This window comes from Agromyces sp. NPDC056965, assembly GCF_042673425.1.
Lineage (GTDB): Bacteria > Actinomycetota > Actinomycetes > Actinomycetales > Microbacteriaceae > Agromyces.
Genome location: NZ_JBHURI010000109.1, coordinates 1 through 11,665, shown reverse-complemented (window position 1 = coordinate 11,665; position 11,665 = coordinate 1). Strand labels below are relative to the sequence as shown.

Below are 11,665 nucleotides of genomic sequence, written 5' to 3'. Positions count from 1 at the left end.
CGGTCGGTCGATGCGCGCGTTCTCGTGGAGCGCCAGGCGCGGCGCGTCAGTGGGTCGGTGTGTCAGTGGATCAGTCCCACTCGATGACGGCCCCGTCCGTTGCGAAGTTCATCGACGGGGTGCCGAGCGACGGGCCGAACAGCACCGAGCACGTGCCGGTCGAACCGTCCTTCGTGCACTGCGCGGTGACCTCGACCGAGCCGAGGTATCCGCCGCTCACGAGCGTGGGCACGTCGTAGCTGACCTCGGGCACGAGGGCCGCGATCGTCGCCCGGGTCTCGGCCGAGATCGAACGGGTGATCGTGCCCTCGGTGAGCTGCGTGCCGTCGGTCAGCGTCGCCGGGATCGCCAGCCCGCAGCCGGCATCGAGTGTCGTCGATGCGATGCACGCGTCGATCGCCGTCGAGACGGCCTGCCGGAAGGCGTCGGCGGCCTCTGGCGAGAGCACTGCGGACATCCCGCTCGTGTCGGGGTACTCGCTGGGCGCGGTCACGACGACGATCGTGTCGCCCTCGAGGGCGAACCCGTCGACGGTCACGCCGTACTCGTACGCACCCGGGAACGCATCGACGTACTCGCCGCTCACCGGGACCCCGTTGATCGTCGGCTCGAGGCCGTCGAGCTGGTGGACGGCCAGCTGCCCGGTGCCACCCGTGATCTTCCACTCGTCGGAGATCTGCGAGACCGAGATCTCGGTGGTGACCGACGTGTCTCCGATCGAGTAGGTCACGGGCACCCGCCCGTAGCCGGCCGTGACGTCGGGCTCGCCGATCACGATGTCGGTGAGGGGCGCGAGCTTCTGCGACGCGGCGAGCACCTCGTCGGTCAGCAGCGGGCTCGACGACTCCGTCTCGTAGACGAACGAGAGCGCGGTCTCGGCGTCGGCGTCGGCGATCGCGGTGAGGAAGCCCTCGGCGGTCTCCTCGGCGCTGCCGCCGCCTGCGAAGGGAGTTCCGCCGCCGGCGACACCTCGCACGGCGCTGATCGCGATCACGATCGCAACGACGAGCACGATGAGCACGAAGAGCCCGCCGCCGATGATGCCGATGATCGCGCCCGTGCCGAGGCCCTTCTTGGCCTGGGGCACCGCACCGTCGGCCGCAGGCTGGACGGGTGCCGCTGCTACGGGTGCGTACACGGGAGCAGCGGGCTCCGAAACCTCCGCCGGCGCGGATGCCGCGTCAGCCGTCTCGGGAATGGTCTGTTGGGGCTCTTCGCCCCGGGAATCGTCAGTCAATGTTCCCCCTTCGGTGGCCAGCCTAGGTGCGCCGACGAGGGGGTCCCGACCGGACGGGGGTGGAGGGCTCCCCATTGCGGATTTGTCGGCAGGTCGTGGTCGACTCGGGGCATGGGATTCGACGCGCAGTTCCTCGGAGTACCGGCGGCGATGCCGCGAGTGGGCGAGGCAGACGCCTCCGCAGCCGTCGAACTCGAGTACCTCCACTTCTCGGTCGTGCTCGACACCGTGCGGCGTCTGGCGCGGGTCACCGGGGTCAACGTCGACGGGCCGTCGCTCATCGACCTGCCTCGCGGCGACGACTGGCGGCTCGACGAGCGCATCCCCGCCGATTGGCAGGCGGGCCCCGAGATCTACGCCCGCAACGACTTCGATCGCGGCCACCTCGTGCGCCGGCGCGACCCCGTGTGGGGCGCACGCGAGATCGCGGCACGGGCGAACGCCGAGACCTTCCGCTATCCGAACGCCGCGCCGCAGGCGTCGGGCTTCAACCAGTCGAAGGAGCTGTGGCTCGGCCTCGAAGACCACGTGCTCGCGCACGCCGAGGCGTACGGGCTGCGGCTCAGCGTCTTCACGGCGCCCGTGCTCGGCGCGGGCGATCCGCCGTATCGCGGCATCCGGGTGCCCCTTCGATTCTGGAAGGTCGTCGCGTGGAACACCGGCGGCCGGCTCGCGACGACGGCGTTCGTCGTCGATCAGGCGCCGCTCGTCGATACGAGCGAGGTCGTCGCACCGACTCCGGGCGAGGCGCCGCCGCTCGGCCCGTTCCGCACCTTCCAGGTGCCGGTGTCGGATGTCGCGGGCCTCACCGGCCTCGTCATGCCCGAGCTCGTGGCGGCCGACGTGATGCCGTCGACCGTCGCGGTCACCGGGTGGCGCCCCCTCGAGTCGCTGGACGCGATCCGGTTGTGAGGCGGCGCCACCGGGCGGGCGCTACTCGACCGACGGTGCGATGGCCGAGCGCTTGGCCTTGCGGGCGGCCTTCGCCGCGGCATCCGACTCGGCCATGAGGGCCTTCGTCTCGTCGAGCTCGCCGAGCATCGGCCTGATCCAGAAGGAGTTGGGGTTCGAGTCGACGAGCACCATGCGCACGAGCAGGGTGAGCGGAATCGCGAGGATCGCGCCGATCGGGCCGATGATGACCGCCCAGAAGAGCACCGAGAAGAACGTGATCGTCTGGCTCAGCGCGACCGCATTGCCGACGACGCGCGGCTGGATGACCGACTGGATCACGGCGTTGACGAGTCCGTAGACGACGATCACCGCGATCACCATCGGCCAGCCGCCGACGAGCGCACCGAAGACGATCGGCGGGATGATCGCGATGAAGTAGCCGATGTTCGGGATGAAGCTGCAGAGGAAGGCGAGCAGGCCCCAGATGAATGCGCCTGGCACGCCGATGATGGTCAGCGCGAGCCAGTTGACGAGGCCCTGCGCCACGCCGAGCACGGTGGTGACGACCATGTACCGGCGCACGTTGCTCGCGTAGTTGACGAGCGAGGTCGCGACGAGCGGGCGATGCGGCCGGAGCTGGCGCAGCAGTGTCGGCAGGTAGCCGGCGTCCATGGCCATCAGCAGCAGCATCGTGAAGAGCACGACGAGGGTCGAGGTCCAGCCGGCGAGCCCGCCGACGAGTCCGCCGACGAACCCGACCACGGTGCCGGGGTCGAAGTCGGAGAAGAGCGCGTGCACCTCGTCGGCGTTGATGCCGATCGAGACGAGCCACTGCGCGAAGTCGGCGCCCCAGGCCTTGATCTCGCCGGCGAACTCGGGCAGCAGGGTCGCGAACTGCCCGAACGCGACCATGACGGCGTAGCCGAAGGTCACGAGCAGCAGCGTGACGGCGGCGATGACCGAGCCCGTCGCGAGGCCGCGGGGCACGCCGTGGTCTTCGAGCCACACCCGGAGCGGGTGCACGCAGATCGTGAGCACGAGCGCGAAGAACACGGGGGCGATGATGCCCGCGAGTGCAGCGATGCCGAACGCGGCGACGGCAGCTCCGCCGAGGCCGATCAGGATGAACGCGTTGCGATGCTCGCCCCCCGGCACGTCGGCGCCGAGCGCTTCGGCTTCGGTCTCGCTCGTCGCGGCCTTCGACGCGGTTCGCTTCCTGTTCCACCACATGAGGACTCCGATCGGCTCGGCGCGCACGCGTCTTGCCTCACGATAGCGAGCGGGGGCGCGGGAGGAGCGGCGGGCTCGCGGGGTCGGAGAGGGTGAGGAGTGCGCGACCCACCTGCCGGTGCTGCTCGAGGGCGTCTTCGAGCGCGTGCAGTTCGGCCGCGACATCCGCTTCGCCCCGATCGCCCTCGAGGTCGACCGCCGCGATCACGAAGACGGTGTCGGGACCGGTGTACTCGATGTGCAGGAACGTGACGCGCTCGACCTCGGAGCGTGCGAGCAGTTCGGCGAGCACGCCGTCGCGCGACTCGTCGTCGATCGCCTCGCCGAGGAGGAACGCCCGGTTGCGGCCGATGAGCACGACCGCGACCACTCCGAGCAGCACGCCGACGAGGATCGACCCGAGTGCGTCGTACACGGGGGAGCCGGTGACCTGGTGCAGCAGCACGCCGAGGAACGCGAGTACGAGGCCGATGAGCGCGGCCGAGTCCTCGGCGAACACGGCCCGGAGCGTCGGGTTCGAGCTCTTCGCGACGTGCTCGATCGTGTGCAGGCTCCGTTCGCGCGCCGCCGCGTGGGCCTGCCGGTACGCACGCACGAACGAGATCGCCTCGAGCACGAACGAGATGGCGAGCACGACGTAGGCGACGCCGAAGTCGCTCGCGGGCTCGGGGTCGATCAGCTCGGTGATGCCGTGCTGGATCGAGACGACCGAACCGGCGGTGAAGAGCCCGAACGCCGCGAACATCGACCAGATGTACGCGTCCTTGCCGAAGCCGAGCGGATGCCGGGCATCCGCGGGTTTCCGCGAGCGTCGCTCGGCGATGACGAGCAGGATCTCGTTGCCGGTGTCGGCCCAGGAGTGCGCGGCCTCCGCGACCATCGATGCCGAACCCGTGATCGCCGCCGCGGCCGTCTTCGCGATCGCGATGAGGGCGTTCGCGACGAGCGCGATGACGACCGTGAGCAGGCTCTCGCCTGCGGCGTCTTCGCCGGCGCTCCCGGTGCCGCCGGTATCGCCGCCGTTGCCGGTGTCGATGTCGCCCATGCGCGCCTCCCCGGTTCGAGTCTGGCATCCGGGTCGCCGCGGTGCGACAGTTGACGCATGGGCGCGGCAGCAGGGCGCATCGACACCGACGTGCTCGTCGTCGGCGCGGGTCCGAGCGGACTCATGGCCGCCGTGTGCCTCGCGAAGCTCGGCGTCGACGTGATGATCGTCGACGGCAAGCACGGACCGACCCGCGAGTCGCGCGCGCTCGCCGTGCAGGCGCGCTCGATGGAGCTCTACGACCAGCTCGGGCTCGTCGACCGCGTGCTCGCCGAGCGCTCGACGGCGACGACCGTGGTGCCGGGGGCGGGTCGGGGGCGGCCGTTCGGGCGCATCCGCCTGCGCGCGCTCGGCGCCGGGGTCACGCCGTTCCGCGAGATCACGGTGTTCGAGCAGAGCCGCACCGAGCGCCTGCTCGTCGACGCGCTCGTCGAGCTCGGGCAGGAGGTGCACTGGGGCCACCGCCTCGAGCGGCTCGAGCTCGCATCGCACGGAACCGCGCCGGCCGTCACTGCGACACTCGCCGGGCCCGACGGGCCGGTCACCGTGCGTGCGCGGTACTGCATCGGGGCCGACGGCGCCCACTCGGTCGTGCGGGAGTCGCTCGGCATCGCCTTCGAGGGCGCGACGAACGAGCACACCTTCTACGTCTCGGATGCCTCGGGCGTCACCGGCCTCGTCGGCGACGCGATCAACGTGCGCATCACGGCCGAGCACTTCCTGCTCGCGTTCCCGATGGGCCCCGGCCGTGCGCGCCTGCTCGGGGTCGTCCGCGACCGCGACCGCGACGAGCACGGGGAGCTGCCGGAGGCCCTCGTGCGCGGGGTGCTCGACCGGGAGTTCGGCGTGCGGTACGCGGCATCCGCGTGGTTCACGACCTATCGGCTGCACCACCGCCTCGCGGCGCGCTTCAGGGACGGGCCCTGCTTCCTCGTCGGCGACGCCGCCCACATCCACTCGCCGGTCGGTGCGCAGGGCATGAACACGGGGCTGCAGGAGGCGCACGGTCTCGCCTGCGCGCTCGCCGACGTCGTGGTCGGCGGCATGCCCGACGCCCGGCTCGACCGCTACGAGGCGGAGCGGCGACCGGTCGGCGAGGTGCTCGTCGCGACGACGGATCGCGCGTTCGCCCTCGTGACCTCGGCCTCGCCGACTGCGCGCCTGGTGCGCGGCCGGGTCGTGCCGCTCGTCGGCCCACTCGTCGTGCGGCTCGCGCCGCTGCTCGTCGGCGGTCGGCGGGTGTTCGGCTACCTCTCGCAGACCCGCATCCGCTACCCGGTTCCGGATGCCGCGGGCACCCGCCGGGACGCGGCCGTGGGCGTTCGGCTGCGGTGGACGGGCGAGAACTTCGACGCCCTGCGTTCGATGCAGTGGCAGGTGCACGGCTACGGCGTGCCCGAGCGGGCGATGCGGCGCATCGCCGCCGAGCTCGGGGTCGAGGCGCACGTCTTCGGCCGTGACACCGGCAGGCCCCGGCGTGCCCGGCTGCGGGCCGATCGGGTCTACCTCGTGCGCCGCGACGGCTTCGTGGTCGCCGAGGTGCTCGCTCCCGGCACGGGCGCCGACCTCGATGCGGCACGGGCCCGCCTCGACGGATTCTGAGGCCCGCTCATCGACGCGTATCGTCGTATGGTGACCGACCAGACGACGCCTTCGCCGGCGCCCGCGCCCACGCAGGGCGCGGCCGGCAGCAGGAACCTCGCCGGAGCGGCAGTGCAGCTCGGCACCGAGGTCTCCATCAACTTCGGATCCTCGCTCGCGGGCCTCGTCATCCCGATCGTCGGATCGTTCGTCGTGGTCGCCGTGCGCCAGCTCGTGATGGTCGTCGCCGTGCTCCCGTTCTACCGGCCGAAGCGCGCCGAGCTCACGTGGCGCCGGCTCTGGCCGGCGGTCGCGCTCGGCGTCGTGCTCGCCGTCATGAACGTCACGTTCTACGAGTCGGTGCACCTGCTCGGCCTCGGCGTCGCCGCGACGATCGAGTTCCTCGGACCGCTCGCCATCGCACTCGCGAGCTCACGTCGCGTGCTCGACGTGATCTGCGCGCTCGCCGCGGGCGCCGGGGTGGTGCTGCTGATCGGGCCGGGGGCGTCGGATGCCGGGGACATCGACCCTTGGGGCGTCACGCTCGCCCTGACCGCCGCGGCGGCCTGGGCCGGCTACATCCTGCTCACCCGCAAGGTCGCCCACGGCCTGCCGGGACTCGAAGGGCTCACCGTCGCGAGCATCGTCAGCCTCGCGCTGCTGGTGCCGTTCGCGGCGGCGACCTTCGACCCCGCGACGATCGACTGGGCCGTCGTGGGCCTCCTGCTCGGCGTGGGCGTGCTGTCGTCGGCGTTGCCGTACAGCCTCGATACCTGGATCCTCCGCCGCATCTCGCCGCGCATCTACGCCATCGTCACGAGCTTCGGCCCGGTGATCGCAGCCGTGTTCGGCTGGCTCGTGCTCTCGGAGACCTTCTCCCTCACCGAGGTGATCGCGATCGTCATCGTCTGCGGTGCGGCGGGCACCGCACTCGCCACGCAGCGCGCACGGCCGAAGTCGCAGCTCGAGCAGACCGCGGAGGGCATGGCCTGACGCGCGGGAGCGCCCGCGCGACGCGATGTCCGATTCGCGCCGGAAGGGCCCCCGTCGTCGCGCGAGACTCGAGTCCTCCGACGACGAGAGCAGGACATGAGCAGCTTCATCGACACCGCAACGGCACGCAGCGCGCACGCGCCGATCGACCCCGCGATCCTCTACTTCGGCACGCCCGTCGCCCTGCTCAGCACGGTCGACAAGCTGGGGCACGCGAACCTCGCTCCGAACTCGTCGGTCTGGTGGCTCGGTCACACGGCGGTCGTCGGCATCGCCGCGCGCTCGCAGACGGGGCGCAACCTCGTGGCGACCCGGGAGGTCGTCATCAACCTCCCGTCAACCGCCGAGGTCGACGCGGTCGACCGGCTCGCCCTCACCACCGGGCGGGATCCGGTCTCCGTGCGGAAGTCCGAGGCCGGGTACCGGCACGTCTTCGACAAGTTCGCCGAGGCCCGCGTGCACGCGCTCCCGGCCGAGCTCGTCGCCCCGCCTCGCGTGCGCGAGTTCCCGGTGCACCTCGAGGGCAGGGTCGCCGCGGTGCATCCGCTGCACGGTGCGACCGACGCCGAGTCGGCCGACACGCTCGCCGTGGAGATCGACGTCGTGCGCGTGCACGTGCACGATCGGGTCCGCTCGCGAAGCCACCCGAACCGCATCGACGCCGACCGCTGGCGACCCCTCATCATGAGCTTCCAGCGGTTCTTCGGGTTCGGCGCCGAGGTGGCGCCCTCGCGCCTCGCCTCGATCGACGAGGAGTGGTACCGCGGCTAGCTCAGTGCTCGGGTGACTCTGGTCCGCTCTCGGCCTCTGGCTCGTCGGCCTCGGCTGCGGCTGCGGCTGCGGCCTCCGACTCCACGAGGTGGACGAGGGCGATGAGCCCGCGAGTGAGGCTGCGCAGGTCGTCGATGTCGAGACGCTCGAGCGGCAGGCGGCTGAAGTGCGGGCGGGCGGCGAGCAGTTCCTGCACGACCTCGAGCCCCTTCGGCGTCGCGAAGACGCGCCGGACCCGATGATCGTTCGGGTCCTCGACCCGTGCGGCCATGCCCTGGCCGGTCAGCCGGTCGACGATGCCCGACATGGTCGCGAGCGAGACCTCGAGCTTCTTCGAGAGCGCCTGCACGGTGGTGCCGTCGGGCTCGGTGATGAGGATGCCGAGCACCTTGAACTGCTGCATGGTCAGCCGGATCGACAGGAGCGGCTCGACGAGCTCGGGCACCACCGTCGTCTCCATGACCGCCTGCATGCGGAGGAGTTCGTCGATCAGCGCGCCATGGTCGGCGCTGTCGAGGTCGAAGCTCTGCACTCGACAACCGTACCGCCGGTTTCCCAGCCACGGCACAGGAATCGATACATAGCCTGAAGCTAAGCTTCGTATCACGCGAAGTAATTCCCCACGGTTCCGCCACGCTCCCGACCCCCAGGACGGCCATGTACAGACTCGCCCGATTCAGTCTCGCCAACCGGGCGCTCGTCGCGCTCGTGACGCTCGTCATCGCGGGCTTCGGCCTCTTCTCGATGACCCAGCTCAAGCAGGAGCTGATCCCGTCGATCGAGCTGCCGCAGTCGACCGTCGTCACGGTCGTGCCCGGAGCGAGCCCCGAGGTGATGGACGAGCAGGTGAGCCTGCCGATCTCGAACGCGCTGTCGAACCTCGACGACGTCGAGTCCGTGCTCGCGAGCTCGTCGAGCGGGGTGTCGACGGTCTCCGTCGCCTACGCGTACGGCACCGACGCCAAGGAGTTCACGGCCTCGCTGAACGACGCCCTCGCGGGGCTCGACGGAACGCTGCCGGAGAACGCCGAACCCGAGGTGCTCGCGGGCAGCACCTCGTCGCTGCCGATCATGTTCCTGACCGCAGGGGCGACGGATGTCTCGCTCAGCGAGCTCTCCGCGACCCTCGACGTCGTCGTGGTGCCCCGTCTCGAAGCCATCGACGGTGTGCGCTCGGCCACGGTCTCGGGCGGCGAGACCGAGCGTGTCGTCATCACCCCCGACCAGACGGCGCTCGCCGAGCAGGGCATCTCGCCGATGGCGATCTCCGAGGCCCTCGAGGCCAACGGGCTCACGATGCCCCTCGGCAGCATCACCGAGGACGGCCAGCTCCTGCCCGTGCAGGGCGGCGAGTCGATCGACTCGCTCGACGCGCTCCGCGGGATCCCGCTCGCGTCGACGACGCAGCCCGGCACGGTCGTGCAGCTCGGCGACGTGGCATCCGTCGCGCTCGAGACCGAGCCGCAGACCTCGATCACCCGCACGAACGGCGTCGAGGCCCTCTCGCTCTCGATCGTCGCCACGCAGAGCGCCGACGTGGTCGCCGTCTCGCACGCCGTCGACGATGCACTCGCCGATCTCTCCGACGAACTCGACGGCATCGAGCTGACCGTGGTCTTCAGCCAGGCGCCGTTCATCGAGGAGTCCATCGAGCACCTCGCGATCGAGGGCCTGCTGGGCCTCCTCTTCGCGATCGTCGTCATCCTGATCTTCCTCATGTCGGTGCGTTCGACGCTCGTGACCGCGATCTCCATCCCGCTCTCGGTGCTCGTGACCTTCATCGGGCTGAACCTCGGCGGCTACTCGCTCAACATGCTCACCCTCGGTGCGCTCACGATCGCGATCGGTCGCGTGGTCGACGACTCGATCGTCGTCATCGAGAACATCAAGCGGCATCTCGCGTACGGCGAGGCGAAGGTGCAGGCGATCCTCGGCGCCGTGCGCGAGGTCGCGGGTGCGATCACCTCGTCGACCCTCACGACGGTCGCGGTGTTCATGCCGATCGCGCTCGTCGGCGGCATGGTCGGCGAGCTCTTCGCCCCGTTCGCCCTCACCGTGACGATCGCGATGCTCTCCTCGCTCCTCGTCTCGCTCACGATCGTGCCCGTGCTCTCGTACTGGTTCCTGCGGCAGCCGAAGAACCTCGACGACATCGAGGCCACGCGCCTCGCCGCCGAGGAGAAGGAGCGCACGGGCTGGCTGCAGCGCGGCTACGCGCCCGTGCTGCGCGGCACGCAGCGGCATCCGGTGATCACCCTCGTCTCCTCGGTGCTGCTGCTCGTCATCACCTTCGCGATGGTGCCGTTCCTGAAGGTCGACTTCCTCGGCTCCACCGGCCAGAACATGGTCATGGTGACGCAGGAGTTCCCGGCCGGCAGCGACCTCGAGACGGTCTCGGCGGGCGCGGAGAAGGTCGAGGACGTGCTGCTCGACACCGAGGGCGTCGAGGACGTCATGCTGACCGCGGGCTCGGGCGGCGGCATGATGTCGATGCTCGGCGGTGCGGGTGGCACCGCGACCTACATCGTGAACACCTCGAAGGACGTCGACCAGGCCGCGCTGCAGGACGAGCTCCGGGCGAGCCTCGCCGAGATCGAGGACGCCGGTGAGATCGGCATCGCCGACTCGGCCGCGATGGGCGGCTTCGGCGGCACGGTCGACGTGATCGTGCAGGCCGCGAACGAGAGCGATCTCGCCGCGGCATCCGATGACGTCCTCGACGCCCTCGAGGGCACGCCGAACGCCGCGGAGGTCGCGAGCGACCGCGCCCCAGCGCAGCCCATCGTGCAGGTGACCGTCGACCGCACCACCGCGCTCGAGAACGGCCTCACCGAGGTGCAGGTGCTCGGCATCGTGGCGGGCACGCTCTCGCCGCAGTCGATCGGCTCGATCGGCCTCGACGGCGAGGAGTACCGCATCTACGTCGACGGCGCCCCCGCTCCGCAGAGCATCGCCGAGCTCGAGCAGGTCGTGCTGCCGAGCACCGCGAGCCCCGTGGGCTTCGTGCCGCTGTCGGCGATCGCGACGGTCGAGGAGGTCACCGTGCCGACGTCGATCGCCCGTCAGTCGGGCGAGCTCGTCGCGACCATCTCGATCACGCCCGAGGAGGGCGAGCTCGGCGCCGTCACCGCGTCGGTGCAGGAGAGCCTCGCCGAACTGGACCTGCCGCAGGGCGTCACCGCCGAGATCGGCGGCCTCGCCGAGACCCAGACCGAGTCGTTCGAACAGCTCGGCCTCGCGATGCTCGTGGCGATCGCGATCGTGTTCATGCTGCTCGTGGCGACGTTCCGGTCGCTGCGCCAGCCGCTGATCCTGCTCGTGTCGATCCCGTTCGCGGCGACGGGCGCCATCGCCCTGCTGCTCGCGACCGGCCGCCCGCTCGGCATCTCGGCGCTCATCGGCATGCTCATGCTGATCGGCATCGTCGTGACGAACGCGATCGTGCTCATCGACCTCGTGAACCAGTACCGCGCCCAAGGGCAGAAGGTGGCCGACGCCGTCTTCAACGGAGCCCGTCAGCGCCTGCGTCCGATCCTCATGACGGCGCTCGCGACGATCTTCGCCCTCATGCCGATGGCGTTCGGCGTCACCGGTTCGAGCGGGTTCATCTCGCAGGACCTCGCGATCGTCGTGATCGGCGGCCTCGTCTCGTCGACGCTGCTGACGCTCGTGCTCGTGCCCGTGCTGTACCTGCTCGTCGAAGGCCGCCGCGAGCGGCGCGAGGCGAAGCGGGCGGCGAAGGGCGCGGCGAAGGGCGCGGCGAAGGGCGCGGCGAAGCACGAGGCGACGCACGCGGATGCCGCGGACGCAGCGCCGCTCGCGGGCGCAGTGCCTTCCGGCGCAGAGGGCGGTGCCGCCGCCGACGCCTGACCCGCGCAACGAGACCAGGGAGCGGGCACCCCGACACCTGTCTC

At 70.8% G+C, this 11,665-nt stretch carries 9 protein-coding genes; 5 read left to right on the top strand and 4 right to left on the bottom strand.

The features are described 5' to 3' along the window. Positions 1-70: 70 nt before the first annotated feature. Complete coding sequence (locus ACFTQE_RS18745) at positions 71-1,237, bottom strand: hypothetical protein (protein WP_376926491.1); 1,167 nt, start codon at positions 1,235-1,237, stop codon at positions 71-73. A gap of 111 nt (positions 1,238-1,348) precedes the next feature. Between ACFTQE_RS18745 and ACFTQE_RS18740 the strand changes: the two genes are divergently transcribed. Then, positions 1,349-2,149, top strand: coding sequence for a DNA/RNA non-specific endonuclease (locus ACFTQE_RS18740; protein WP_376926490.1), 801 nt, complete (start codon positions 1,349-1,351; stop codon positions 2,147-2,149). A gap of 21 nt (positions 2,150-2,170) precedes the next feature. Here ACFTQE_RS18740 and ACFTQE_RS18735 read toward each other — a convergent pair whose 3' ends face one another. Continuing rightward, a complete protein-coding gene (locus tag ACFTQE_RS18735) occupies positions 2,171-3,388 on the bottom strand; it encodes an AI-2E family transporter (RefSeq protein ID WP_376926489.1) in 1,218 nt (405 codons plus the stop codon). 10 nt (positions 3,389-3,398) lie between these two features. Next, a complete protein-coding gene (locus tag ACFTQE_RS18730; protein WP_376926488.1) occupies positions 3,399-4,406 on the bottom strand; it encodes a cation diffusion facilitator family transporter in 1,008 nt (335 codons plus the stop codon). A 57-nt stretch (positions 4,407-4,463) separates the two neighbouring features. Between ACFTQE_RS18730 and ACFTQE_RS18725 the strand changes: the two genes are divergently transcribed. From ACFTQE_RS18725 to ACFTQE_RS18715, 3 genes are all read left to right on the top strand, one after another. Further along, entirely contained in the window at positions 4,464-6,008 is a 1,545-nt protein-coding gene (locus ACFTQE_RS18725; protein ID WP_376926487.1) for an FAD-dependent monooxygenase, read from the top strand. Positions 6,009-6,038: 30 nt separating this feature from the next. Further along, positions 6,039-6,980 (top strand): DMT family transporter, encoded by a 942-nt coding sequence (locus ACFTQE_RS18720; protein WP_376926486.1) that lies wholly within the window; start codon positions 6,039-6,041, stop codon positions 6,978-6,980. A gap of 96 nt (positions 6,981-7,076) precedes the next feature. Further along, positions 7,077-7,751, top strand: coding sequence for a flavin reductase family protein (locus ACFTQE_RS18715; RefSeq protein ID WP_376926485.1), 675 nt, complete (start codon positions 7,077-7,079; stop codon positions 7,749-7,751). 1 nt (position 7,752) lies between these two features. On the opposite strand, the gene ACFTQE_RS18710 is transcribed toward ACFTQE_RS18715, so the two are convergent. Beyond that, entirely contained in the window at positions 7,753-8,283 is a 531-nt protein-coding gene (locus tag ACFTQE_RS18710; protein WP_376926484.1) for a MarR family transcriptional regulator, read from the bottom strand. 125 nt (positions 8,284-8,408) lie between these two features. On the opposite strand from ACFTQE_RS18710, the gene ACFTQE_RS18705 reads away from it, so the two are divergent. Further along, positions 8,409-11,621, top strand: a complete 3,213-nt coding sequence (locus tag ACFTQE_RS18705) for an efflux RND transporter permease subunit (protein ID WP_376926483.1) — start codon at positions 8,409-8,411, stop codon at positions 11,619-11,621. Positions 11,622-11,665: the final 44 nt, after the last annotated feature.